General features: G+C 70.1%; 18 protein-coding genes. 14 read left to right on the top strand and 4 right to left on the bottom strand.

Translation table 11 applies throughout. From position 1 onward, the window contains the following. Window positions 1-21: 21 nt before the first annotated feature. Window positions 22-909: a class I SAM-dependent methyltransferase gene (locus tag IPG61_11295; protein MBK6734654.1), complete on the bottom strand. Its 888-nt coding sequence runs from the start codon at window positions 907-909 to the stop codon at window positions 22-24. Window positions 910-1,213: 304 nt separating this feature from the next. On the opposite strand from IPG61_11295, the gene dnaB reads away from it, so the two are divergent. The 11 genes from dnaB to IPG61_11350 all read left to right on the top strand — a co-directional run bounded on the left by dnaB (window position 1,214) and on the right by IPG61_11350 (window position 12,976). After that, window positions 1,214-2,647 carry a replicative DNA helicase gene (gene dnaB / locus IPG61_11300; protein ID MBK6734655.1) on the top strand — a complete coding sequence of 478 codons (1,434 nt, stop codon included), beginning with the start codon at window positions 1,214-1,216 and terminating at the stop codon, window positions 2,645-2,647. A 10-nt stretch (window positions 2,648-2,657) separates the two neighbouring features. Next, window positions 2,658-3,626 carry an MBL fold metallo-hydrolase gene (locus IPG61_11305; protein MBK6734656.1) on the top strand — a complete coding sequence of 323 codons (969 nt, stop codon included), beginning with the start codon at window positions 2,658-2,660 and terminating at the stop codon, window positions 3,624-3,626. An 83-nt stretch (window positions 3,627-3,709) separates the two neighbouring features. Further along, window positions 3,710-4,501 carry an ABC transporter permease gene (locus IPG61_11310; protein ID MBK6734657.1) on the top strand — a complete coding sequence of 264 codons (792 nt, stop codon included), beginning with the start codon at window positions 3,710-3,712 and terminating at the stop codon, window positions 4,499-4,501. Window positions 4,502-4,503: 2 nt separating this feature from the next. Beyond that, complete coding sequence (locus IPG61_11315) at window positions 4,504-5,316, top strand: ABC transporter ATP-binding protein (protein MBK6734658.1); 813 nt, start codon at window positions 4,504-4,506, stop codon at window positions 5,314-5,316. A 49-nt stretch (window positions 5,317-5,365) separates the two neighbouring features. Beyond that, on the top strand, window positions 5,366-6,259 hold the full coding sequence (locus IPG61_11320; GenBank protein ID MBK6734659.1) for an MCE family protein: 894 nt from the start codon (window positions 5,366-5,368) through the stop codon (window positions 6,257-6,259). Between the two features lie 83 nt (window positions 6,260-6,342). Continuing rightward, complete coding sequence (locus tag IPG61_11325) at window positions 6,343-6,858, top strand: hypothetical protein (protein MBK6734660.1); 516 nt, start codon at window positions 6,343-6,345, stop codon at window positions 6,856-6,858. A 24-nt stretch (window positions 6,859-6,882) separates the two neighbouring features. Next, window positions 6,883-7,884 (top strand): TerC family protein, encoded by a 1,002-nt coding sequence (locus IPG61_11330; protein MBK6734661.1) that lies wholly within the window; start codon window positions 6,883-6,885, stop codon window positions 7,882-7,884. Next, window positions 7,881-8,576, top strand: a complete 696-nt coding sequence (locus tag IPG61_11335) for a VIT family protein (GenBank protein ID MBK6734662.1) — start codon at window positions 7,881-7,883, stop codon at window positions 8,574-8,576. Before IPG61_11330 ends, IPG61_11335 begins: the two co-directional genes overlap by 4 nt. 193 nt (window positions 8,577-8,769) lie before the next feature. Next, window positions 8,770-11,652, top strand: coding sequence for a CHAT domain-containing protein (locus tag IPG61_11340; protein MBK6734663.1), 2,883 nt, complete (start codon window positions 8,770-8,772; stop codon window positions 11,650-11,652). Beyond that, the gene (locus IPG61_11345) at window positions 11,649-12,260 is read left to right on the top strand and encodes a sigma-70 family RNA polymerase sigma factor (protein ID MBK6734664.1); all 612 of its coding nucleotides are present in this window, start codon (window positions 11,649-11,651) and stop codon (window positions 12,258-12,260) included. Before IPG61_11340 ends, IPG61_11345 begins: the two co-directional genes overlap by 4 nt. Window positions 12,261-12,268: 8 nt before the next feature. Next, entirely contained in the window at window positions 12,269-12,976 is a 708-nt protein-coding gene (locus tag IPG61_11350) for a hypothetical protein (GenBank protein ID MBK6734665.1), read from the top strand. A 7-nt stretch (window positions 12,977-12,983) separates the two neighbouring features. Here the strand turns inward: IPG61_11350 and IPG61_11355 are convergent, their stop codons facing one another. Continuing rightward, the gene (locus tag IPG61_11355) at window positions 12,984-15,818 is read right to left on the bottom strand and encodes a PAS domain S-box protein (protein MBK6734666.1); all 2,835 of its coding nucleotides are present in this window, start codon (window positions 15,816-15,818) and stop codon (window positions 12,984-12,986) included. Between the two features lie 268 nt (window positions 15,819-16,086). On the opposite strand from IPG61_11355, the gene IPG61_11360 reads away from it, so the two are divergent. The 3 genes from IPG61_11360 (at window position 16,087) to IPG61_11370 (ending at window position 23,196) form a co-directional block, all read left to right on the top strand. Beyond that, window positions 16,087-18,519 (top strand): leucine--tRNA ligase, encoded by a 2,433-nt coding sequence (locus IPG61_11360; protein MBK6734667.1) that lies wholly within the window; start codon window positions 16,087-16,089, stop codon window positions 18,517-18,519. A gap of 108 nt (window positions 18,520-18,627) precedes the next feature. Next, on the top strand, window positions 18,628-20,640 hold the full coding sequence (locus IPG61_11365) for a hypothetical protein (GenBank protein ID MBK6734668.1): 2,013 nt from the start codon (window positions 18,628-18,630) through the stop codon (window positions 20,638-20,640). A gap of 144 nt (window positions 20,641-20,784) precedes the next feature. Continuing rightward, complete coding sequence (locus IPG61_11370) at window positions 20,785-23,196, top strand: penicillin acylase family protein (protein MBK6734669.1); 2,412 nt, start codon at window positions 20,785-20,787, stop codon at window positions 23,194-23,196. 8 nt (window positions 23,197-23,204) lie between these two features. Here the strand turns inward: IPG61_11370 and IPG61_11375 are convergent, their stop codons facing one another. Together IPG61_11375 and IPG61_11380 are read right to left on the bottom strand one after the other, a co-directional pair. Beyond that, window positions 23,205-23,924 carry a cytidylate kinase-like family protein gene (locus tag IPG61_11375; GenBank protein MBK6734670.1) on the bottom strand — a complete coding sequence of 240 codons (720 nt, stop codon included), beginning with the start codon at window positions 23,922-23,924 and terminating at the stop codon, window positions 23,205-23,207. A gap of 114 nt (window positions 23,925-24,038) precedes the next feature. Then, window positions 24,039-25,205, bottom strand: coding sequence for a carotenoid 1,2-hydratase (locus IPG61_11380; protein MBK6734671.1), 1,167 nt, complete (start codon window positions 25,203-25,205; stop codon window positions 24,039-24,041). Window positions 25,206-25,225: the final 20 nt, after the last annotated feature.

Below are 25,225 nucleotides of genomic sequence, written 5' to 3' on the forward strand. Positions count from 1 at the left end.
ATCGCGGACCGTGTCGCCGGCTCAGTCCTTTCGTCCCACCAGCACCGGGAACTCGAACTGCTCGTCCACTCCGGTGATCGGCTCGTGCGCTTCGAGATCGCCGATGCCAGCCGCGGCCAGCGCCGCCGCCAGGTCCGCGTCCTCCCAGGCCTGGTTGCATTGCGCGAAGCGGCGGACTGCGCCGCCGTCGGCATCGATGATCCAGTGCACGTGGATCTCGGCCTGGGCACTCTCGTCCCAGGCAAACTCCTCGAGCCACAGGTGCGGTCGCGAGCTGAATGGTGAACTGTCGACCGCCGACCAGGTGGTCGCGTCCTCCTTCACGAACAGGTCCCAGGGCTGGAACTCCAGGACGAACAGGCCGCCCTGCCGCAACAGCCCGGCCAGCTGCGGCAGGAAGGCGCGCGCCTGCTCCGGCCGGAAGGCATGGAATTCGCCGAACCAGAAGGTGACGGCGTCGAAGGGGGCGCCGGCCTGGGCGGCGAAATCGACCGGCAGGGCCGTGAGGTCGGTCTCGAGGAAGCGGATGTCGAACCCGTTGGCCGCGGCGTGGTCGCGGGCCCAGCGCAGGGGCTCGGGCGCGAAGTCGAAGCCGCAGCCGCCGTGGCCCCTCAGCGCCAGTTCGTGCAGGTAGAGCCCGGGGCCGCAGCCGACGTCCAGTACGCGCCAGGGCGCCGGGCGGCCGGACCGCCTGGCGAGCTCGCCCAGCAGCCAGTCCACGTGGGCGCGCACGACGCCCGGCGCGCGCGTGGCCATGTTGGTGCCGGGGTCCAGGTGCACCTCCAGCATACGGCGGCTGAAGGCGGGATCGGACCAGGGCAACTGGTCCCCATCCTGCCAGGGACGGGCCGGGCGGGTGGCCTCGAGGATGGCGCGCAGGTCGACAGGGGGCCTGGAAGTGTCACACACGGCAGTCGGCTTTCGCGGCGGGTTGTCCCCGGGGTTGTGGATAACCTCCCCGGCGGTGCGCCTATCGCCAGCCGGGTCGGGCGGGACCGATTATCCCTGCTCCGGGGTCGGACAGCCAGCACGAAGGCGGCGTTCTCCCCGGGTTATCCCCCGCGCCGTGAGGGCTGTACCCCGGCTTGTCCGCAGCCTGTCCCCCGGGATTGAGGGCCGCGACCCAGCCCGGATTTGGGGGCACGGCGCAGGCATGGTACTATGGGCGGGATCCGTATCCTCCCTGAACTGTCAAGGGTGCCCAGCAATGGAAATGAAGCCCGAGCGCGCCGCCGGACAGGCGTCGGCCTCCCGATCGTCCTTCGGTTACGACCGCCTTCCCGGCGACCGTCGCCCGCCCTTTTCCGAGGAGGCGGAGCAGGCCGTGCTGGGCGCCGCGCTGGTCGACAAGGAAGCGGTCGGCCTGGCCCGCGAGCGCATCGACCACGGCGACTTCTACCGGCTGGAGCACCAGCTCATCTTCCGCGCCATGTGCCGTCTCTACGAGAACGACCAGGCCGTCGATCCCATCACCATTGCCGACCTGCTCGAGAAGTCGGCCGAGCAGTTCCTGGACAAGGCGCAATTGAAGGCCCTTGGCGGGCGCAGCCTGCTCGAGCTGGTGGGCGGCATGGACTTCCTGATCGACCTCGCGGGGATGATGGGTACGGCCGCGAACGTGGTGCACCACGCGGGCATCGTGCGCGAGAAATCGGTGTTGCGGCGGCTCATCAGCGTGTCGGGCGCCATCGCCAGCGAGGCCTACGAGGGCGCCGACGAGGCCTCGGCCATCCTCGATCGCGCCCAGGGCCGCATCTTCGACGTCAGCGAGGAATCGCGCACCGGCGGCTTTGCCGCGGTCGAGTCGATCGTGCCGGGCACGTTCAAGGCGATCGAGGAGGCATTCCAGAGCGGCGACGACGTGACCGGCCTGCGGACCGGCTTCCGCGAGCTGGACCGGCGCACCGGCGGCCTGCAGAAGGGCGACCTGATCATCCTGGCCGCGCGACCGTCGATGGGCAAGACGTCGCTCGCGCTGAACCTGGCCTACCATGTGGCGGTGCACGAGAAGCAGCCGGTGGGCGTGTTCTCGCTGGAAATGTCGCGTGAGCAGCTGGTCATGCGCATGCTCGGCAGCAGCGGCTCGTTCAATCTGCACAACCTGCGGCGCGGCAAGCTGCGCGCCGAGGACTGGCCGCGGCTCACGCAGGCGTGCGAGCAGTTGTCGCGGGCGCCGATCTTCATCGACGACAACAGCGGCATCTCCGTGCTCGAGATGAAGGCCAAGGCGCGGCGGCTGAAGCAGCAGCACGGGCTGGGCCTGATCGTGATCGACTACCTGCAGCTCATGAGCGGTGGCGGTCGCATCGAGAACCGCCAGCAGGAGATCTCGCAGATCAGCCGCAACCTGAAGGGCCTGGCCAAGGACCTCGGCGTGCCGGTGATCGCGCTCAGCCAGTTGTCGCGCGGCGTCGAGGCGCGCGGCGACCACAAGCCGATGCTGAGCGACCTGCGTGAATCCGGCGCCATCGAGCAGGACGCCGACGTGGTGATGTTCATCTTCCGCGAGGAAGTCTACAAGCCGGATGACGAATCGGTGCACAACATGGCGACGCTGATCATCGGCAAGCAGCGCAACGGCCCCATCGGCCAGTTCGACCTGCACTTCCATAAGGAATTCACGCGCTTCTCGGACCTGGCGCGCTGAGGCGCCGGGCGTGGAACAGGCGGGACTCCACCTGATCGACCTGGACCAGCCGCTGGTGGGACAGCGGCGGTTCATCTCGTGCTGGGCGCGGGTGGACGGGCCCGTGACGTATGTGGTCGACCCGGGCCCGCCGCGCACGGCCGATTTCCTGATCGCCGTGCTGCGTGAGCTGGGCCTGCAGAAGCTCGACCTCATCCTTCTGACCCACGTCCACCTCGACCACGGCGGCTGCACGGCGCGCCTGCTCGAGGCCTGGCCCGGGGCGAAGGTGATCTGCCATCCGGCCGGCCGGCCGCACCTGGTCGACCCGGCGAAGCTGTGGGCGGGTTCACGACAGGTCCTGGGCGCCAAGGCCGAGGTGTATGGCGAACCACAGCCGGTGCCCGCTGCGGCGCTGGCCGAAGTTGCGTTGTCCGATGTAGAGTCGGCGGCCGCGTTCGGGCTCGTGGTGATCCCCACGCCGGGTCACGCCCCGCACCATGTGGCCTTCCGGGACGGCGACGACCTGTTCGTGGGCGAGGCCGCCGGCACTTTCTCCACCCTGGGCAGGGGTCCCCGCAGCGAAGCCTACTACCTGCGGCCGGCCACGCCGCCGCGGTTCCACCCGCGCGTAGCGCAGGCCTCGCTGGACCGGCTCCTGGCCCTCGATCCGCTGCCGCAACGTCTGCGTTTCGCCCACCACGGCTGGTTCGAAGGTGATGTCCGGGGACTGCTGCTGGCGGCCCGCGGGCAGGTCGACCTTTGGCTGGAGGCCTGCCGGCAGGCCCTGGCCGCCCGTCGGGGGCTGCCGCACACTGAACCCGGCAGCGAAGACGAGCTGTTCGCCGACATCACCGAACGGGCGCGCGTGACGGACGTCCATTTCGCCCGCGGCGGGGAATTACCGGCGGATATCCGTGAACGCGAGCGGGATTTCGCCCGCCAGTCCCTGCGCGGGATGCTAGGGCACCTGCTCGCAGAGGCCGACGGAACTCCCTGAAGGTGGACCGGGCCGCCCCCGGGGCCCGTTCCGCCGCGCGGTGTGTAGACTTCCCCACCGGCTGATCCTATATTGGCGCGACCATGACGGCAATTTTGGCGAGCATCGGCAGGGTCGTGAACGACGGCCTCAGCGGAGCGGGCAGGGGCCTGCTCCTCCTGCGCGCCATCATCCTGCAGACCCCGCACGCCTGGCGGATGCGCCGCGAGATCCTCGAGCAGATGCAGGTCGTGGCGATCGGCTCGCTGCCGCTGGTCATCGTCACCTCCATATTCGTCGGCGCCGTGACGGCCGTGCAGGCCGTGTACCAGATGCAGGCCTATGTGCCGATGAAGTTCCTCGGCACCGTCATCTCCAAGTCGGTCTTCATCGAGCTCGGGCCGGTGCTGATGGCGCTGGTGGTCGGCAGTCGACTGTGCGCCAACTACGCAGCCGAACTGGGCACCATGAAGGTGACCGAGCAGCTCGATGCCATGACCATCATGGCCATCGACCCCACGCGGTACCTGGCCATGCCCCGGTTCTGGGCCTCCGTGCTGATGATCCCGGTGGTGACCATCTTCTGCGACGCGATCGCCATCATCGGCGGCTACGTGGCGTCGGTGATGACCCTCGACGTCTCGAGCGGCGTCTTCGTCGAGGGCCTGCAGATGTTCTACAAGCACTCGGACCTGCTCGGCGGGCTGATCAAGTCGTTCGTCTTCGGCGGCATCATCGCCATGAGCGGCATCTACTTCGGATTCAATACGAAGGGCGGCGCCGAGGGTGTCGGGCGCGCGACGATGACCGCCGTCGTCGGCAGTTGCCTGAGCGTGCTGGTGGCCGACTACCTGTTGGCCATCGTGTTGTTCCAGATCGTGTTCGAGAAGACGTGAGCATGCAGCAGGAATGGGACATCCCGCCACCGCCCGACCAGAGCGTCGCCGACCCGTCGACGTTCAGCGGCATCGTCGTGCAGGGCGTCAGCAAGAGCTTCGGGCCGAAGAAGGTGCTCGACAGTGCGGACCTGCTGATCCACAAGGGCGAGACGCTGGTCATCATCGGGCGCAGCGGCGAGGGCAAGTCCGTATTGCTGAAGCACATCGTCCGGCTGCTGGAGCCCGATGCGGGGCATATCTGGGTCGAGGGCCAGGACGTGTCGTCACTGGAACTGGGACCATTGATGGAGATGCGGAAGAAGTTCGGCTTCCTGTTCCAGGGCGCGGCGCTGTTCGACTCGATGACGATCTGCAAGAACATCGGGCTGGCGCTGGAAGAGCACACCGACTGGCCGACCGCGAAGATCCGTGCCCGCGCCTGCGAGTGCCTCGCCCAGGTGGGCCTGGTCGGCGTCGAGGACAAGGTGCCCAGCGAACTGTCCGGCGGCATGAAGAAGCGGGCTGCGCTGGCGCGGGCCATCGTCATGGAGCCGCAGTACATCCTGTACGACGAACCGACGACCGGGCTGGACCCGATCACCTCGGATGCCATCAACGACCTCATCATCCAGCTGCAGAAGGAGCTGGGGGTCACCAGCATCGTCGTCACGCACGACATGCCGAGCGCGTTCAAGATCGCCAACCGCATGGCGATGCTGAGCAAGGGGCGCATCGTTTTCACCGGGACTGTCGAGGAAGTGCGGACGACGCCGCACCCGATGGTCCGGCAGTTCATCGAAGGCCGCTCCCAGGGACCGTTGGGGGCGTTTTGACCGCAGCAGGGGCCGTGGCGTCGCCCGCCATCGCCCCGGGGGGATGCCGATGAGAGGCAGACTGAACGAGATCCAGGTTGGCCTGGTGACCATCATCGCGATCGTGGTGCTGGTCGGAGGCATGCTCTGGCTGAAGAACATCGACCTGCGCAAGGGCACGAGCATGTACCAGGCGGACTTCGCCAAGGTCGAGGGCCTGCGGGTGGGCGACAAGGTGCAGGTGCGCGGCATCCGGATGGGCGAGGTCACGGGCATGGCGATCATGCCGCAGGCCGTGCGCGTGCAGTTGCAGCTGGACGACTCGGCGCGGCTCTGCGACGACGCGATGGTCATCCTGGGCGAGAAGGGCATCGTCGGCGAGGTGGTCATCGAGATCGACCCCGGCACCGGAGCGCCGGTGCAGGAGGGGCACATCTTCGCGGGGCGCTCGGCCGGGACGATCGCCGCCATGACCGACGCCGCCGGCGCGGCCCTGGCCGAGATGCGCGTGCTGACCGGCAAGGTCACGGCGCTGCTCGAGGAAGTGCGCAGGGAAGGCAAGGTGATCGAGACGCTGTCGCAGGCCAACACGACCCTGAACAAGGTCGACCGCATGGTCGAGCAGAACCACGAGGACGTCACGGTCATCCTCGACGACCTGCGCGCGACGACCACGGCCCTGCGGAAGCTGATGGACTCCGGTCGCGTGGACCAGACATTGGCCGGGGCTTCGTCCGCGGCCGCCAGCGCCGATACGCTCATGGCGGGGCTGGGCCGGACTACCGCGCGCTTCAACGCGCTGCTCGACAAGCTCGAGAACGGGACGGGCTCGGCGGGCATGCTGCTGAACGACCCGGCCCTCTACACGCGCACGGATTCGACGCTGACGTCGGTGCAGCGGCTGCTGGACGACCTGCGCCGCAACCCGAAGAAGTACTTCAAGGTGAGCATCATCGATTTCTAGGCGACCGAAGCCGGGCGACTGGACGCAGAAGATTGGCGGCAACTGGTGGCCGGAAAGCCGGCTCGACGAACGGGAGGAACGGGATGAACGAGGCCCAGAGGAAGGACGCGCTGCTCAAGGCCATCAAGGACGCCGTGATGGTCGAGGTCAAGGGGCAGCAGTTGTACAGCCACGCGGCCGAGCAGGCCACCGATGCGGCCGCTCGCGCCATGTTCCAGATGCTGGCGCGCGACGAGGACGACCATGTGCGCATCCTCACGACGCAGTACCGGCACCTTCTGGCTGACGGTCACCTGAACCTGGCCGGCCTGAACCCGGCCGAACTGGATCACGGGTCGCAGACCGTCATCACCGACGATTTCAAGCGCTCCGTCCGCAAGGGCAGCTTCGAGATGGCAGTCATCAGCATCGGCTGCGACCTGGAGAACAAGGCCATCGCCTACTACCGCGACCACGCGGCCAGGACCGAGGACGCCGACCTCAAGCAGCTCTTCACGTGGCTGCTCGAATGGGAAGACGGCCACCTGACGCAGCTGCTCGAGCTGGAGAAGATCTACCAGGACGCGTACTGGTCGGAGCAGGGCTTTTCCCCGATGTAGTCGCGGCATGGAAGCGGTGACGGCTTGATCGTCTGGATCCTGTTCCTGGCCCTGATCGTCGCACTGCTGGCGCTGGATCTGGGCGTCTTCCACCGGCGTGCGCACGTCATCGCCGTACCCGAGGCGTTGCGCTGGTCGGCATTGTGGATCGGGCTGGGGCTCGCTTTCGGCATCGTCGTCTACTTTCTCTACGACCGGCACTGGCTGGGTGTGGGCGTGACGGTGGGCGATCCGCTGACGGGCTCGCAGGCCGCGCTCCAGTACCTGACCGGATACGTCGTCGAGAAGTCGCTGAGCCTCGACAACATCTTCGTCATCGCCATGATCTTCCGGTATTTCCGGCTGCCGGCGGTGCTCCAGCATCGGGCCCTTTACTGGGGCATCCTCGGGGCGATGGTGCTGCGCGGGGCAATGATCGCGGCGGGCGTGGCCCTGATCCGCAATTTCGCGTGGGTGACGTTCGTGTTCGGGGCCATCCTGCTGTGGACGGCGCTGCGCTTCCTGCGCCACGACGACACCGAGCCCCACCTCGAACGCAACCCGGTGCTGCGGCTCGCGCGACGGTTCATGCCCATTACCGCCGACTATCACGGGCAGAGCTTCGTCATCCGCGAAGGCGGTCGTCTGCTGGCCACGCCGCTGGTCCCTCTGCTGCTCGTGGTCGAGACAAGTGATGTCGTATTCGCCGTCGACTCCATCCCGGCGGTGTTCGCCGTCACCCGCGATCCGTTCATCGTCTTCACGTCCAACATCTTCGCGATCCTCGGCCTGCGCGCGCTGTATTTCGCGCTGATCGGCTTCCTGGACAGGCTCCGCTACCTGAAGCCGAGCCTGGCGCTGGTCCTGGGTTTCGTCGGCGCCAAGATGCTGGCCGCCGAGTGGGTGCACGTGCCGGCGCTGTGGTCGCTCGCGGTCATCGCGGGTATCCTGACCGTGGGTGCCGTGGCGTCGTTGCTGTCCCGCGAGGCGACGACCGCGCCATCCGGAACCGCCCCCGGCGACGACGCTGCGAAAGGACCCGAATGAAGTCGCACCATCGCGAACGTCACGTGGGCGACCGCATCGGTTGGCTGCGGGCATCCGTGCTCGGCGCCAACGACGGCATCGTCTCCACCGCGAGCCTGATCGTCGGCGTGGCTGCCGGCGGCGCCTCGCGCGGCACCGTGCTGCTGGCCGGGTTCGCCGGACTGGCCGCCGGCGCGCTGTCGATGGCCGCCGGCGAATATGTCTCGGTCAGTTCACAGTCGGATGCCGAGCAGGCCGACCTGGCCCGGGAGCGCCGCGAACTTGAGGACGACCTCGAGCACGAGCAGGAGGAACTGGCGGCGATCTACCGCTCGCGCGGGCTGGACGCGGACCTGGCGCGCCGTGTGGCCCTGCAACTGATGGACCACGACGCGCTGGGTGCACACGCGCGTGACGAGCTGGGCCTGTCCGACCTGCACGCTGCGCGCCCGCTGCAGGCGGCGCTGGCCTCCGCCGCCTCGTTCGCCGTGGGGGCGGCCCTGCCGGTGGCAACGGCCGCCTTCAGTCCAACCGAACTGCGCGTGCCGCTGGTCGCTGCCGGCGCCCTGGTCCTGCTGGCTCTCCTCGGCGGCCTCGGTGCCCGTGCCGGCGGCGCCCCGATGTTGGTGGCGGCCGGCCGGGTGACCTTCTGGGGCGCCCTGGCCATGGTGGCGACCGCGGCCGTGGGACGGATCTTCCACATCGCTGCCTGACGCCCGAGGTGCCGACAGCGATCCCCGGCGACGGAACTCGACGACCCGTGCTATCATGGCATCGCCCACGCGACCGACACCGGTCTTGATGCAGTCCGGAAGCGCATCCGGGTGGACCGGATCCGCAGCCGTCACCCTGGCCCCCCAACCATGACGAGGACCGAACGTGCGAGGCCTGGCGCCGCGTAGGGCGATGAACCTGCTGCTGCTCCTGTCGATCCCCGTGATGGCCTCGGCAGCGGCGCTGTCGCCATTGCCAGGCCCTGTCGCGTACCGGCCGCTGGCATTCGCGCTGTCCGATACCGCCGCCGTGAATGCGCTGTTCGATCGTGCCGACCGGCACCTGCGCGCCGGTGCCCCCGATTCGGTGCTGGTACTGGTGGATCCCCTGGCAGCCAGGGCCGTCGTGGACGGGGACCTGCGGAACGAACTGCGGGCGCGCCTTCACCAGGCCGGCGCGCTGGCGTTGAGCGGTCGCCTCCGCGAAGCCGAGTCGCAGGCCCGGCGCGCCCTCGATCTATCGGCACGCCTTGAGTCCCCGGTTGCGCAGCGCATGGCCCGACGCTGGTTCGGCTATTCGCTCCTCGGCCAGGGCCTGGCCGCCGAGGCTGCCGATGCCTACACGCTGCTGAAGCAGGAAGCGATCGCGGCGGGCGACCGGCGCGAGGAGGCCTACGCCCGCATGGGGCTGGCCTATCAGGCCCTGGGCCGCGGCGAGGCGGCATCGGCACGCGCCGACTACGAGGTCGCGGCAACCCTTTTCGCCGCAGTCGGCGAGCCAGTCGTGGGACTCGACGCGCAGATCGGCCTGGCCAGGGCGCTGGGCGCCGAAGGCCGCTACCAGGACATGCGCCGCATCTACGAACGCATCCTGCGCGAGGGCGAGAGCGGCGGCCCGCCGCGCATCATGGGCTATGCCCTCAACAACCTCGGCAGCTACGAGTACCAGGCCGGTGATCCAGGGCGCGCGGTCGAATACTGGGAGCGCGCCCTTGCGATCAAGCGGACCGGAGCCGACCCCGTGTCCCTGATCACGCCGATGCTGAACCTGTCCCTGGCGCGCATGTCCCTGGGCGCATTCGAGGATGCACGGGCCACGTTGGCGGAACTGCTCGAACGTTGCCGCGCCGGCGGCTATCGCGAGCAGGAAGCGCAGGTCCTGGAGAGGCTCGCCACGTTCGAGCAGGCCCACGGACGGCATGCCGAAGCGCGCGCCTTGTGGCGCCAGATCATGGCCATCGGCGCCGCGGCGGCGCAGGACGCGCCCGAGGCCGGGATCGACCTGGTGAAATCCCTGGCCGCCGGCGGCCGCGCTGCCGAAGCGTTGGCCATCGCCGATTCGATGGTCACCGTCGTGCCACACGACGAGTCCTATATGTACGCCTGCCTGTTGCTGGCACGTGCCGAGGCCCTTTCAGCCGCAGGTCGGCATGCCGAGGCCGGTGCCTCGGCCGCCTCCGCGCACCGTCGCCTGAAGGCCGGAGGCTTCGGGCTCGACGAGCTGGCAGCGCTGATCGAGATCAGCACCAGCCACCGCGGTCTGGCGGCTTCGGACCCGGCACATGCCGACAGCGCGCTGGCCACCCTGCTTGAGGCGCGCCGCGTCTGGGAGGAAGTGCGGGCGGTGCCGCGCGATCCCCAGTGGCGGGAACGACGCGGTGTGCTGGCGACGACCATCCATATGGACCTGGCCCAACTGTACCTGGCGCCACGCAGGGGCGATGCGCCGGAAGCCCCGGCGCGGCGCGCCTTCGACGCCCTGCAGGGCTACAAGGCGCGCAACCTGCTCGAGCGGCGCCTGGGACCGGACGCCTTCACGGCGGGCGCAGGCCAGGCCGAGGCGGCGGTGTCGCTGGAGCGCCTGCAGCGCGACATCCTGCGCCCGGGCGAGGTGCTGCTCGACTATTACCTCGGTGAGCGCGCCTCGCTGGTCTTCGTGGTCAGTGACACGGGTTGTCGTGCCGCAGTGCTGCCCGGCGCCCTCGCCCTGCGGGACCTGACCGGGCTGTTCCTGGAACTGGTCTCCGCGCCCGCTCCCGCGCACGGACTGCCCGGCCCGGGCTACGAGCCGGCCGCTCGCCGCCTGGCCCAGGAGCTGTTGACGCCCTGTGTGCCGGAACTGGCGGTCGCGAAGCGCGTGCTGATCGCCGCCGACGGATTCCTGAACCGCCTGCCGTTCGAACTGCTGCCGGTGGCGGCACGCGGGGACGAGCGGCTCGGTTCAGCCTGCGCGGTGTCGCGGGTGCCTTCGGCCACCGTGTTGGCGACACTGCGGCGTGATGTCGTGAGTGCCGATGGTTCGGCGACCGGTGCCCATCAGGGCCTGGTCCTGCTCTCGAATGGCGATGGCGTGGCAGCGTCCAGGTTGGCGGGGGCGAGACACGAAGCCCGCGACCTCGAGCGCCGCTACAAGGATGTGAGCGAACTCCGGGTCATCGACGGGGGCAGCGACGTGCATTGGTTGCGCGCGGCCGCGGGCAAGGCGGTGCTGCACATCCCGGCGCATTCCGAGGCCTTCGACCAGCGGCCGTGGAACTCGCGCATCCGCGTTGGCACCGACGACGAAGGCCGGCCGCGCTGGCTCCTGAGCGCCGAGATCGCGGCGGCTCCCCTCGACGTCTCGCTGGCCGTCCTCTCCGGCTGTTCTTCCGCAGGCGGTCTGGCCCTTTCCGGCGAAGGCATGCTCGGCCTGACCGGGGCGTTTCTGGCCGCGGGCTCGCACGCCGTCGTCGCCTCGTTGTGGGATGTCGATGACGGTGCCACAGCGTGCCTGATGGAACACTTCTACCGGGAACTGGCGGCCGGGCAATCGGTGGCCGGCGCGCTGGCGGCGGCGCGCCGTGCGGTTGCCGCGGACCCGGCGACGGCGGCCCCGTGCTACTGGGCCGGCTTCGTCGTCGTGGGCGACGGGGCCCTCACAGTGCCGCTGGAACGGCGATCGGCTGCCGGTCCCCTGGCGGCCGCCGGTTCGGTCGCCCTGGCGGCCCTGAGTGCCGCCTGGCTCGCCCGCGGCCGCCGGATGCGCCAGGTCAACGGGCGGCCTGTGATTTCCGGGCCGGGCGGGACTCTCCCATGATGGAGCGGAGCGCATTGGGGTCGGCCCTCGACGCGGATCTGGTGACCCTGATCCGCGCCGGGGGCGCCCAGGCGGAACCGGCCGCGGCCGAGCTGTTCGGGCGCTACCACAGCCGTGTCTACGCCTGGTGCCGGCGCTATCGCCGGGACCCGGACCAGGCCCTCGACCTTGCCCAGGATGTGCTGCTGGCCGCCTGGCGCTCGCTGGGAACCTGGGAGGGCAAGGCGCCGTTCGGCGGCTGGCTGTTCGTGATCACGCACCACGCCTGCGTGCGGGCCGCCCGGGCGCGGCCGCTGGTGCAGGACGGCGACTGCGAACTGGAGGACCTGCCCGATCCCCGGCCGGATCCCGCGTCGGATCTGGAGGACAGGCAGGAACAGGCGGCCCTGCTGGCCCTGGTGCAGTTGCACCTGGATCCGCAGGAGCAACGCGCCGTCTGGATGCGCTGCAACGAACGCATGCCCGTGGATGAGATCACGCGGGTGCTCGGCTTGAAGACGGCGACCGGCGCCCGGGGATTGCTGCAGACCGCGCGCCGGAAACTGAAGGCCGCACGGGAACGACAGGACCTCGAGCAGGGCGGATCAACGGTCGATCCGGGCCCATAAGGGGGGGCATGAAACACGAATGTTCAGGACCGGCCGAACTGGCCGCCCTGCTGGACCTGCCGGCTGATGATCCGCAACGGCGCGCCGCGCACGCCTGCACCCGCTGTGACGCCATGCTGTGCGCCATGGCGGCGTTCCTGGCCGGCGACCCCACCGTGCCCGAGGCCGAGGCAGCAGCTGCCGCAACGAGCCTTGCCGGCACGTTGGCCGGGCTTGTCGGGCAGCCGGCACCGGCAGCCGCGCGCGCGAAGACCGTGCAACTTCCCATGCGGCAGCGGGGACGCGGGCGCTCCGGCTGGGGCTGGGGACTGGGCCTGGCGGCCGTGCTGACGGGAGTCGTCATTCTCGGGACACGCCCGGCCTGGCTGCCAGGCGAAGGATCGACCGGTCCCAACGGGGTCCTGCGCGGCGGGGAACCGGTCGCCGGCGCTCCGGTCGACATGGCCGTCACCGTGGTGTCGTCGGGTGAGGGCACACTCGCCGTCAGCTGGCCGGCGGTGCCCGGCGCCGATCATTACCAGCTCGAGCTCTTCACCACGGCCCTCGACACCCTGGCTGTCCTCGGACCGCTGCCGGAACCAATGGCGACAATCGCCTCAGATCTCGTCGCGGTGCAGGCCGGCCCGGAGGGCGTCGACGTCCTCTGCCGTGTGAGAGCGTTGGGTCCGGCGGGACAGGTAGCCGTGTCGCGCCTGGTGGGCATCCGCAAGCCCTGACGGCGCGTCAGGAATCGTCGCCGGCAGAGTCGCCTGCAGTCCGCAGCGCCCGCTGCAACGCCTGCGCCAACGCCGCGACCCGGAACGGCTTACCCAGCACCAGGTCGCCGGATTTCGCGGCCTCACCCGCAAGTGCGCTCTCGAGATCGTATCCCGTCATGAAGAGGACCGGCAGCCCCGGACGCAGTTGCCGCATCCGGCAAGCAGCTTCCGGGCCGCCGAGCCGCGGCATGGACACGTCGAGCAGCGCGATGTCCACTTTTTCCGGATGTTGCGCCAGCAACGCCACGGCGTCCTCGCCGTTGGCAGCCAGGACCGTGCGGTAGCCCAGCGACGAGAGCAGGTCGCGCACGAGGGTGCGCATGAACGGTTCGTCATCGGCGACGAGCACCAACTGCCCATCGCCACGCGGCACGGCATCGGGTGCGACCGTCGGCTTTGTGCGCGGTACCGCGCCGGTCAACGGCAGGTGGAGGATGACGGAGGCACCGAGGCCGGGCCTGTTCTCTATGTGCACACAGCCCCCGTGGCCGGCGACAATACCGTAGACCATCGGCAGTCCCAACCCGCTCCCCTGGCCAACGGCCTTGGTCGTGAAGAACGGCTCGAACACGTGCGGCAGGTCGGCGGCAGCGATTCCGGGCCCGTTGTCGGCCACGATCAGGCGCGCGTAGTGACCGCTCGGCAATCCGCCGTGCGCCTGGCGAAATTGCGGGTCCAGAGTCGTCGCATCGAGACTCACGGTCAATCGGGGCGCCATGCGTCCGTGCATTGCGTCGCCGGCATTTGCCAGGAGGTTCAGCAGCACCTGCCGCATCTGGGTTTCGTCGGCGGCAACGACCACGGGCGCGGCAGGTACATCCACCTCGAGGAGACAGCCTTCAGGCAGCGCAGCCCTCGCGTGATCGAGGGTCGCGCGCACGAACACCGCCAGGTCCACCGGATGCAGTTGCGGGCGGTCCCGCCGCCCGAAGGCGAGCAGCCGCTCGATCATCACCGCCGCCTGGGTGCCCAGTTGCTCGACGCTGCCCAGGCGCTCCCGGGCATTCGCGACAGCAGTCGCTTCGGCTGCAGCGCTGCCGTCACCCAGTACCTGCATTGCCAGGTGCAGGTTGCCGAGCATGCCGGCCAGGAAGTTGTTGAAATCATGGGCGATGCCGCCGACCAGCGTGCCAAGGGCTTCCAGACGCTGGGCCTGGCGCAGGGTTTCCTCGAGTTGCCGCTGGCCCGTTACGTCCTCCATCACTCCCAGCATCGAGGAGCGGCCCTCCAGGCCCGACCCCGGGATTGCTGCGGTCGAGACGCGCAACGTGCGTTGCCGCCCATCGCGCGTGGTGATGGTCCATTCCTCGCCGTGCAGATGCTCGCCGGCGACGGCGCGCCGTGCGCGCGCGATGGCGCGTTCGCGCAACGTGGCCTCGGGGAACAGGGCCTGGTACCAGCCGAGGTGATTGATGTCGTACTGCGTATACCCCGTCAGTTCACGCAGACGTCGATTCCAGACGGTCATGCGCACGTACGGCGCCTCATCGCACATGTAGCCGGCGCAGATGCCCTCGGTTGCCGATTCGATCAGGGCCTCCCGGAAATCCGACTCGGCGCGCAGGTGCTCCTGCATACCGATGCGCTCGCTGATGTCGAGCACGTAGCCGTAATAGTGCGTAGGCCGGCCCTCGTTATCGCGCAGGATGCGCGTGAAGTCGTGCAGCCAGAGCAGGCGACCATCGCGATGTCGCAGCCGGTACGGGCGGTGCTCGAAGAACGCGGTCGGTCCTGCGCTCGCCTTCTGCACCTCCTCACGCACGCGGTCGAGGTCGTCGGGATGGATGAGGTCGGCATACCGCTGCGTGCCCGAGAGAAACTCCTCGGCCCCGTAACCCAGGACGCCGACCACGTTGGCCGAGACGTACTCGACGGGCCAGCCTTCGGTGGCGCGCCAGCGAAAGGCGACCACAGGCCCGGCAATGAAGAGATTCCGCTCGGATTCAAGACCGCTGACGGTCGCCTGCAGACCGCGCGCCTGTGCCAGTTCCTCGTCGCGCGATCCGCGCAGGCGTCCCTGGGCCCGCCGCACCTCGGTGATGTCGCGAGCCACACCCAGCACTCCGATCAGCCCGCCCTGGCTGTCGCGCATCGGCGTCTTGACGGTCTCGAAGAGCCCGCGGTAGCCGCCGTCGGTGAAAGTCAGCCATTCCTCGTTGCGCGTGGGGCGCCCTGCCTCCGCAGCGCGGCGATCGTGGTCGCGGAAGAACTCGGCGGTGGTGGAGTCGACGAAATCGAAGTCCGTATGGCCGATCAGCTTCGATTCCGGCTGGCCGTAGAGACGCTCGAAGGCCGGGTTGCAGGCGCGGTAGCGGCCGGCCGGGTCCTTCAGCCAGACCAGGTCGGGAATCGCGCGGAGCAGCGCCAGCAGCCGCGAGCGCTCGTGGTCCAGCGCCCGGGTCGCCGCCTGCTGCGCGCTGATATCGCGGAAGATACCCTGTACGATCCGCTGCCCTCCGCTCTGCCAGAGCGTGGTGTTGATCGTGACCGGAATGTCACGTCCGTCCGCGTGCCGCACCAGCGATTCGACGAAGACCGGTCGCGCCGCCGCCGCCGTCTGGACATGTGCGGCGAACATCTCCGCATAGCGGTCCGACTCGCCGGGCGGATGCAGCGCGGTCTGGTGCAACCCCGGCAGTTCCCGGTGGTCCCGCCCCAACAGCCTGCCGGCGGCCGGATTGGCGTGCAGGATCAGCCCGGAATCGGCATCGGCGAGGAAGATGCCGTCGACGGCGTTGTGGAAGACGGCGGCCAGCAGCGACGGATCGAGTTCGGGATGGGGCGGCGGGGGTGGTGGCAAGGAAGTATCTCCTGGGGTGAAGGCGCCGGATCGAGGTTACCCGAATGCCGGCGCAAATCCAAGGGCCGTGCCGCCGGATCCGGCCCGGGCCGCACAGCCGGTGGCGACGGGCGGGCGGTCCGGCGGGGCTCCGGTTGGCGGTGGCAACCCGGTCGGGAACGCCACTGCCGGTACAATCGTTGGCAAGTTCCGCGCGATGGCGCATATTTCCCGCTTGCACAGCCGGCGCCGCCCTCCACAGCGGCCTCCCCGCACCCCGAGGATCGCGATGTCGTACGACCCTTCCCGGATCGAGCCCCACTGGCAGCAGCACTGGGCCGACCACGACCTGTTCCGCGCCGCCGACCCGGCTTCGCCCGGCGCCGGGGACCGCCCCAAATACTACGTGCTGGACATGTTCCCCTACCCCTCGGGCTCCGGCCTGCACGTGGGGCATCCGGAAGGCTACACGGCCACCGACATCCTGGCCCGCTACAAGCGCATGCGCGGATTCAACGTGCTGCACCCGATGGGTTGGGACAGCTTCGGGCTGCCGGCCGAGAACCACGCGATGAAGACGGGCACGCACCCGGCCGTGACCACGCGCGCGAACATCGACAACTTCCGTCGCCAGTTGAAGCTGTTCGGCTTCAGCTACGACTGGGACCGCGAGGTGGCCACCTCGCATCCCGGCTACTACCGCTGGACGCAGTGGATCTTCACCCTTCTCTACAAGCAGGGCCTGGCCTACGAGGCGGAAGTTTCCGTCAACTGGTGCCCGGCGCTGGGAACCGTGCTGGCGAACGAGGAAGTCATCGACGGGCGCAGCGAGGTGGGCGGGCACCCGGTCGAACGCCGGCCGATGAAGCAGTGGATGCTGCGCATCACCGCCTACGCCGAGCGGCTGCTGGCCGACCTCGACGGACTGGACTGGCCCGACTCGATCAAGGACCTGCAGCGCAACTGGATCGGCCGCAGCGAGGGCGCCGAGGTCGATTTTCCCGTCGTCGGCCACGATCGCGCGCTGCGCATCTTCACCACGCGCCCGGACACGATGTTCGGCGCCACCTACATGGTGATCAGCCCCGAGCACCCGTGGGTTCGCGAACTGACAACGCCGGACCGGAGTGCTGCCGTCGAGGCGTACGTGGACGAGGCCCGCCGGCGCAGCGACCGCGATCGCCAGGCAGCGAAGAAGAAGACCGGCGTCTTCAGCGGCGCCTACTGCCGCAACCCGGCCAACGGCGCCGACATCCCGGTGTGGATTGCCGACTACGTGATGATGGGCTACGGCACCGGCGCCATCATGGCCGTCCCCGGCCAGGACGAGCGTGACTGGGAGTTCGCCGAAGCCTTCGACCTGCCGATCCTGCGGACCGTGCAGCCGGCTGCCGGCTTCGACGGCAAGGCCTGGACCGGCGACGGACCCGCGATCAACAGCGATTTCCTTGACGGTCTCGTCGTCGACGACGCCAAGGCCCGCATGATCGACTGGCTGGTGGAGAAGGGCCTGGGCGAACGCAAGGTGAACTTCAAGCTGCGCGACTGGCTCTTCAGCCGGCAGCGCTACTGGGGCGAACCGTTCCCGCTGCTCAAGCTTGCCGACGGCACCGTCCGCCTGCTCGACGCCGACGAACTGCCGCTGATGCTGCCCGAAGTCGGCAAGTACGAACCGGCCGGCACCGGCGAGGGCCCGCTCGCGATCATCGACGAGTGGATGAACGTCGACGACGGGCGCAGCGGCCAGCGCGCACGCCGCGAGAGCAACACGATGCCGCAGTGGGCGGGCTCGTGCTGGTACTACCTGCGTTTCCTCGACCCGCGCAACGACCACGAGGCGTGGGCGAAGGACAAGGAACAGTACTGGATGCCGGTCGACCTGTACCTCGGCGGCACCGAGCATGCCGTGCTGCACCTTCTCTACGCGCGCTTCTGGCACAAGGTGCTCTACGACCTGGGCCTGGTCACGACCACCGAGCCGTTCCGCAAGCTGCGCAACCAGGGCATGATCCTGGGCGAGAACAGCGAGAAGATGAGCAAGAGCCGCGGCAACGTCGTCAACCCCGATGACGTCATCCGCGTGCACGGCGCCGACAGCCTGCGCCTGTTCCTGATGTTCCTCGGGCCGCTCGAGCGCGACAAGCCGTGGTCGACGACCGGCATTGAGGGTGTGCACCGGTTCCTCGACCGCGTCTGGCGCCTGTTCTTCGACGAGGAGGACCGCTTCCTGCCGGCTGTCGTCGACGGCCCGGTGGACGACGACGCCCAGCGCGCGTTGCACAAGTGCATCGACCAGGTCACGCAGATGACCGAGGACCTGCGCTTCAACACCGCGATCAGCCAGATGATGATCTTCACCAACGAGATGAACGCGCGGGAGAGCCGGCCGCGCGCGGCGCTCGAGACGTTCGTCCTGCTGCTGGCGCCGTACGCGCCGCACCTGGCCGAGGAACTCTGGTCGCGGCTCGGCCACGAACGTTCGCTGATGTACGAGCCCTGGCCCGTTGCCGACCCGCAGTGGCTGGTCAGCGACACGGTGACGGTGGTGGTGCAGGTCAACGGCAAGCTGCGCGACCAGTTGCAGGTGGCGGCCGATGCCGATCCCGAGCAGGTGAAGGAACTGGCCCTGGCCAGCGCCAAGGTGCGCCAGTGGACCGACGGCAAGCAGATCGTGAAGGTGATCTGCGTGCCCGGCAAGCTGGTTAGCGTGGTGGTGAAATAGCGGCGGCGGCCGGATTGACGGCGGTTCCCTCCGTAGGGTAGAATCAAGACGATCGCGGATGCCTTTCCGGTGCCGCGGGAACGCCGTACCCCGCCCGGAGGTATCACCATGTTTCGGCTGCGCCGCCCCGACCGGGCGTTCCTGTCGACCATTTGCCTGCTGCTGGCCGCTGCGGCTGCGCAGGGGCAAGAGACCGTCCTGCAGAACGACGCCTTCGTCGACGGCCAGTCGGCCGCCTTCCAGGGCGGGTTCGTGGCCGGCGAAATCGCGGCCGTGCGCCTGTCGCCGCCCGGACCCTTCCCGATGTCCGTCACCCGCGTGCAGTTCCTGTTCGGGGGCGCGACCACGACCCGGGTCGTGACGCTCCGCATCTGGGACGACAGCGGCGGCGCCGCCGCGCCCGGTACCGAGCTCTACAGCGGCGACTTCGAGCTGACGGGCTCCGATACCGCGATGCAGGAGATCGACCTCTCGACCGCGAACCTGCAGGTGGGCGGCCCGTTCCGCGTGGGCATCGAGTTCCAGCACAGCGGCGCGCCCTCGGTCGCGCGCGACGGCAACGGCATCACCGCGGCGCGCAATTTCATCGAGGCGCAGGGACTCGGCTGGTTCGACGCCGCGGTGCTGGGCGTGACCGGCGACTGGATCATCCGCACCGGCGTGCAGCCGCTCGGCGGCGGCGGCGGCGGCCCGGTCGTGCAGAACGACTCGTTCGTGCCCGGCCAGCCGGCCGGCTTCCAGGGCGGCTTCGTGGCCGGAGAAACAGCGGCCGCGCGCCTGCTGCCCACCGGCACGTTTCCGCAGCAGGTCAGTGCGGTGCGCTTCCTCTTCGGCGGCGCCGCCGGAACGCGCACTGTCACGCTGCGCATCTGGGACGACCCGACGGGCGCTGCTGCCCCCGGCGTCGAGCTGTACAGCGGCGACTTCGAGGTCACCGCTGCCGACAATGCCCTCCAGGAACTCGACCTCTCGGCGGCGGCGTTGACGGTGGGCGGGCCGTTCCGCGTGGGCATCGAGTTCCAGCACGACGGTACGCCATCGGTCGCGCGCGACGGTGACGGCATCACGGCCGGGCGCAATTTCATGGACGTGATGGGATTCGGCTGGGCGGACGCCGCGCTCTTCGGCATCACCGGCGACTGGATCATCCGCGCGGTGATGGGCACGAACACGCCTGAGCCGGGTGAGCCGGCGATCATCTCGGTCGCCGACATCGCCCGGGACCAGGGGCGGAGCGTGCGTGTGCGTTTCGCGCGCTCGGCCCAGGATGCGCCCGGGGCCGCGACGCCGATCACCTCGTACGAGGTCTACCGCCGCGCTGACGCCCTGAAGGGCGTGAACCCGCCCGCTGACCCCGGCGCCGCCGCGGCGCTGCTCGACGGCTGGGACTACGTCGGGAGCGCGCCCGCCCACGGCGAGAACATCTACAGCCTGGTGGTCCCAACACTTGCCGATTCCACCATCGCCGACGGGCAGCACTGGTCGGTGTTCCTCGTGCGCGCGGCCACGGCCTCGCCGTACGTCTTCTTCGATTCGGCGCCCGATTCGGGCTGGTCGGTCGACAACCTGGCCCCGTCGGCCCCGGCCGGGCTGGCCCTGGCCGGCGGCGTGCTTTCGTGGGCGCCCTCGGCGGCGGCGGACTTCGACTACTACTCGGTCTACGCCTCGGACTTCCCGGCCCTCGACGGTTCGGCTGTTCTGGTCGGACGCACCACGGCCCTTGCCCTGGCCGCCGGCGCGCAGGGACGCGCCTATTTCCTGGTGACGGCCACCGACTTCGCCGGCAACGAAGGCCCGTCGGCGCTTCTCCTGGCGGCCTCGGCCACCGGTGAGCCGACGCCGGTCCGCAACTGGAACCTGACGGCACGGCCCAATCCGTTCAATCCGCGCACGACCATCGTCTTCGCCCTGGCCGCAGCTGCCGACGCACGGCTGGATGTCTACACGCTCGACGGGGCGCACGTCCGCAGCCTGGTTCGCGCGTCGCTCGGGGCCGGCCCCCATGAGTCGACCTGGGATGGCCGCGACGACGGCGGGTTGCCGGTGGCCACCGGAATCTACGTGGCGCGCCTGCGCGCGGGCGGGCAGACGCTGACCTACCGTCTGGCCCTCGTGCGCTGAGCTTCCGCGATTCGAAGGGCCCGGGCTTCTCCCGGGCCCTTTTTCCTGTCGGGTTGTTCTCGGGGCGCGCGCGGCCGGCCGGCATGCTAGTGTCGCCGGCGGTCACGGCGACGAGACCCGGTACCCGGTCGGGAAGGATGTGCAATGCGGCGCAGGCTGGTGCGTGGTGGACTCGTCCTCGCGGGAGTGCTGGCGGCCCTGGCGCTGGTCGCGGCACTTGCCGGTGTCTTCCTGCTGCGCGGCAGCCTGGCTCGCCTCGACGGCCGTCGCGAACTGCCGGGTCTTGGCGCCGAGGTGTCCGTGGAGCGCGACGAACTCGGTGTTCCGCGCCTGACGGCGGCGAGCCGTCCCGATGCGGCCCGGGCCCTCGGCTTCCTGCACGGCCAGGAGCGCTTCTTCCAGATGGACCTGCTGCGCCGCGCGGCCGCCGGGGAATTGGCCGAGCTGCTCGGGCCGGCGCTGCTGCGCACGGACCGCGACACGCGCCGCCATCGCTTCCGCACCCGGCTCGAGGCTTCGCTGCTCGCGATGGACGAGCCGTCGCGGGCGCTGCTCGAGGCGTACGCCGCCGGGGTGAATGCCGGCGTGGGCGCCCTGCGCACCCGGTCGCCGGAGTACCTCCTGCTGCGTCAGCAGCCGCGGCCCTGGCGACCCCTCGACTCGCTGCTCGTCGTGGCCGCGATGTACATGGACCTCGGCCTCTACACCGCCGACCTGGACCAGGCCGCCGGTCGCGTGCGGCAGACACTCTCGCCCGAACTGGCGGCTTTCCTGCTGCCGGAGGTCGGGCACTGGGATGCCGCCCTGTCCGATTCCGGGCCTGCACTTCCGCCCGTGCCTGCAGCGATGGACCGCTCGGGCGCGCCGGCGTCCGTGACGCAGGCCGCGCTGCTGGTGAACGACATGCCGCCGCCGCAGGACACCGCGGGCAGCAACAACTGGGCGGTGGCCGGCAGCCTGACGCGGCACGGCGGCGCGCTCCTGGCCAACGACATGCACCTGGGCCACGCCCTGCCGAACATCTGGTACCGCGCCGAACTGCGGGAGGCGCCGGGCGGCGACAGCGCGCCCATGGTCGTGGGGGTCACGTTGCCCGGCGTGCCAGGCATCGTCGCGGGCAGCAACGGCCGTGTGGCGTGGGGCTTCACCAACGCCTACGGCGACTGGCTGGACCTGATCGTACTCGAGACCGATGAGGCCGACACCGTGCGCTACCGCGTCCCCGGCGGCTGGGACCGCCTGGTGCTGTACGACGAGGTCATCCGGGTGGCGGGGGCAGCGCCCGATACGTTGCGCGTCCTGGAATCGCGCTGGGGTCCTGTCTGGTCGCGGGACACGGCCGGTCGGCCGCTGGTGCTGCGCTGGGCGGCGCACGATCCGGGCGCGATGAACCTCGAGCTGCTGCGCATGGCCGATGCGGCGACGGTCGACGACGTCATCGACCTGGCGCCGCGCCTGGGCATGCCCGGGCAGAACCTGGTCTGTGCCGACAGCGGCGGCCGCATCGCGTGGACCATCGCCGGCCGCCTCCCGCATCGCGTGGGCTGGAGCGGGCGCTGGCCCGTGTCGTGGGCCGACGGTTCCTGCCGCTGGGACGGCTGGCTGGAGCCGTCAAGGCATCCGCGCCTCGTTGACCCGGCCGAAGGCCGGCTGTGGACGGCCAACAATCGCGTGGCCACGGGCGAGGAGCTGCAGCTGATTGGTGACGGCGGCTACGGGCTCGGCGCGCGCGCCGCGCAGATCCGCGACAACCTGCGCGCACTGGACAAGCCGGCGGAAGCGGACATGCTCGCCGTGCAGCTCGATGATCGCGCGGTGTTCCAGGAGTACTGGCGGGGACTGGCGCTGGCGGCGCTCGGCCGCCTGCCTGCGGACGCCGATGCGGACGTGGCCGCGCAGCGCGCGCGCTTCGCACGCCTGGCCGTCGACGGCTGGGACGGCCGCGCCTCGGTCGGCTCGGTGGGCTATCGCGTGGTGCGGGCGTTCAGCGGTGCGCTGGTCGATCTCGTGCTGGCGCCGCTCGTGGCGCCCTGCATTGCGGCGGGCCCGGGCTTCGACGCGCGCGACCTGCCGTTGCGCGCCTCGGTCGCCCGCGAACTACTGGAGAAGCGTCCGCTGCACCTGTTGCCGGCGCCCCATCGCGACTGGGACCAGGTGATCGCAGCCGCCGTCGACACGGCCATGGTCCGCCTCGAGGCAACCGGGCAACCGGAAGCGGCCTGGACCTGGGGAGCGCGCAACACCGCGGCCATCGAGCATCCGTTCGCGGCGGTGCTGCCGCAGCTGCGCCGCTGGCTGGCGGCGCCCGCGCAGCCGTTGCCTGGCGACTCGAACCTGCCGCGCGTGCAGCATCCGTCGAGCGGCGCCAGTGAGCGCCTGGTCGTCTCGCCCGGCCGCGAGAAGGACGCGCTGTTCCACATGCCCGGCGGGCAGGGCGGGCATCCCCTGTCGCCGTTCTTCCTCGCCGGCCACGACGACTGGGCGCAGGGACGTCCCACGCCGTTGCTGGCAGGACCGGCGCGCCATGTGTTGACGCTCGAGCCTGGCGGGTCCTGATCGGTCGGTCAGGCCGACCCGCTCATCTGCACCTGTTCGCGTCGCGCCGCGCCGATCAGCGCGACGAGCGTCACTTCAAGCACCTCGGCCGCGCCGAGCCGGTCGGTGTTGAGCAACAGGTCGTAGCCCGACGCATCCAGCGGGTCCGCGCCGAACAGCTTGCGCACATAGGCTTCGCGCCCGCGATCGGTGTCGTCCAGCAGCGCGCGTGCCTCGGCGCGACTCAGGCCCAACTGCTCCTGCAGCCGGCCTTGACGCGTCGCCCGGCTCGCCACGAGCCGCACCCGGAGCGTGGCGCGGTGACCAAGGACATGTCCGGCGCCACGCCCAAGGATGACGGCATTGCCCGCGGCGGCCATGCCCTCGATGGTCTCGGTCAACGCCTGCAGGTACTGCTCCTTGAGGAACAGCCGGTTCTCGAGCACGCCGCGCACCCACAGGTCGCTCTGGCGAATGTCCTGCTCGTCGAGCAGCGCCACCAGTTCGGGGCTCAGCTTCCGCGCGCGTGCAATCCGCTCGACGATGGAGTGGTCGTGGACGGTCAGGCCCAGCCTGTCGGCGAGTCCGGCCGCCAGGGTGCGCCCGCCGCTGCCGGCCAGGCGCGAGATGGTGATGACCGGGCCCGGCCCGGTCTCGATCGCGGGCCCCTGCTCGCGAAGCACTTCGCGCAGGCGGCTCCAGTGGTTGATCTGGCGCTGGATGAGTTTCTCGGTGACGGAAAATCGCATGACGTGCCTCCCTGTTCGAGGAGGCCGGGTGCGCGGCGGGCCAGGCGCCCGGCGTGCCCGGCACCTGTTGGCATTTTAACAACAATGGGAGCGAACGACAAGGGGGGCACCGGCTCAGACCGGAGGTCGGCTGCCTTCCCCGTAGCCCGTCAGTTCGACGAACCCGCGCCCCTGTGCGGCGCCGGTTCCCGGCACCCCTGCCGGCACGACCACCCGCACGCCGCCCTCCCAGTAGTGGACCCCGGTGCGCGTCGAGACGTTCTCCTGGTCGTCGAGCACGGCGCGCAGTTCCACATCGAGCGCGGCGTCGGGCACGCGCAGCCGCCAGTCCACGGGATAGGTTGCGCCGGTCGCAGCGCTGGTCCAGCTCCGCAGCGGCTCAAGCGACCACGACCCGAGCGGCAACGCCGTGACAGTGCCGCCGGCGTCGGACAGGGAACCGAGCGCGAAGTCGATGCTGCCGTTGGCCGCGCGCAGCCGGTAGAGCATCAGGTTCCGGCCGTCAGCCAGTTGCAGGCTGACCCAGTCCCAGCCCGTCTGCCCGGCGCCGAGCGTGGAGGTGAAGATCTCGCGGTCGAGCCAGGCCTCTCCGGTGACGGCAACGTCGCGGCCGTCGCGGCGCAATGCGCCTGTGACCGACAGGCGCGGCAGGCTGTAGTAGAGACTGCCCGCCTGGCCGCCCGCATCCTTGGGGCTGAAGCCGCCGGGGCCCTGCAGCACGGGCGGGGTGGGGCTGGCGCAGCGCAACGAGAACCCGAGGTCGCGGCGGTCGTCGCGGGCCTGCACGGTGAACGCCTCATCCACCAGCGCGATCGACCACGTCCCGGGCGTGCCCGGCGGCGACAGGCACCAGGCCAGCGTCGTGTCACCCGGCGCGCCGAAGCCGCCGAGGCCGGCCGCCGCGCGCCAGAGTGTTTCACTGAAAGTGTGGCGACCGGCGGCGGCGTCGGTCACGGCGGCATGCCCCATCACGAGGTTGTCGGCACGCCAGGCCGAGGTGCCGTTCGCCGGCAGGCCCACGGCCAGGCCGACGCGGAACAGCGTGAACTGGAACGCGACGGGCTCGCTGCCGGCCGGTGCGTCGAGCGGCTGCAGGTGCCCGGTCAGGTACCACCATTCGGTGCGGTAACCGGGGTGCGCATAGTGGTCGCGCGGGAACGACCAGGCGTAGCCGGGCTGTGCACGCAGCCAACCGTCGGCCGCGGGCGGCGCCGCCGGTGCGGACCGGGCTCCGCGACCACTGCTGCCGCGCCCGTGGTCGCCAGGGCGAGCACCAGGCACCAGGCCGCACAGCGTCGTGC

The sequence above is a fragment of the bacterium genome (genome assembly GCA_016703265.1).
Lineage (GTDB): Bacteria > Krumholzibacteriota > Krumholzibacteriia > LZORAL124-64-63 > LZORAL124-64-63 > CAINDZ01.

What these genes read in the sequence shown, in the direction of transcription:
- IPG61_11360 (MBK6734667.1), top strand. Translation starts at nt 16,087, where the DNA reads ATGTCGTACGACCCTTCCCGGATCGAGCCCCACTGGCAGCAGCACTGG.
- IPG61_11370 (MBK6734669.1), top strand. Translation starts at nt 20,785, where the DNA reads ATGCGGCGCAGGCTGGTGCGTGGTGGACTCGTCCTCGCGGGAGTGCTG.
- IPG61_11320 (MBK6734659.1), top strand. Translation starts at nt 5,366, where the DNA reads ATGAGAGGCAGACTGAACGAGATCCAGGTTGGCCTGGTGACCATCATC.
- IPG61_11350 (MBK6734665.1), top strand. Translation starts at nt 12,269, where the DNA reads ATGAAACACGAATGTTCAGGACCGGCCGAACTGGCCGCCCTGCTGGAC.
- IPG61_11335 (MBK6734662.1), top strand. Translation starts at nt 7,881, where the DNA reads ATGAAGTCGCACCATCGCGAACGTCACGTGGGCGACCGCATCGGTTGG.
- IPG61_11325 (MBK6734660.1), top strand. Translation starts at nt 6,343, where the DNA reads ATGAACGAGGCCCAGAGGAAGGACGCGCTGCTCAAGGCCATCAAGGAC.
- IPG61_11340 (MBK6734663.1), top strand. Translation starts at nt 8,770, where the DNA reads ATGAACCTGCTGCTGCTCCTGTCGATCCCCGTGATGGCCTCGGCAGCG.
- IPG61_11345 (MBK6734664.1), top strand. Translation starts at nt 11,649, where the DNA reads ATGATGGAGCGGAGCGCATTGGGGTCGGCCCTCGACGCGGATCTGGTG.
- IPG61_11365 (MBK6734668.1), top strand. Translation starts at nt 18,628, where the DNA reads ATGTTTCGGCTGCGCCGCCCCGACCGGGCGTTCCTGTCGACCATTTGC.
- dnaB (MBK6734655.1), top strand. Translation starts at nt 1,214, where the DNA reads ATGAAGCCCGAGCGCGCCGCCGGACAGGCGTCGGCCTCCCGATCGTCC.
- IPG61_11315 (MBK6734658.1), top strand. Translation starts at nt 4,504, where the DNA reads ATGCAGCAGGAATGGGACATCCCGCCACCGCCCGACCAGAGCGTCGCC.
- IPG61_11375 (MBK6734670.1), bottom strand. Translation starts at nt 23,924, where the DNA reads ATGCGATTTTCCGTCACCGAGAAACTCATCCAGCGCCAGATCAACCAC.
- IPG61_11310 (MBK6734657.1), top strand. Translation starts at nt 3,710, where the DNA reads ATGACGGCAATTTTGGCGAGCATCGGCAGGGTCGTGAACGACGGCCTC.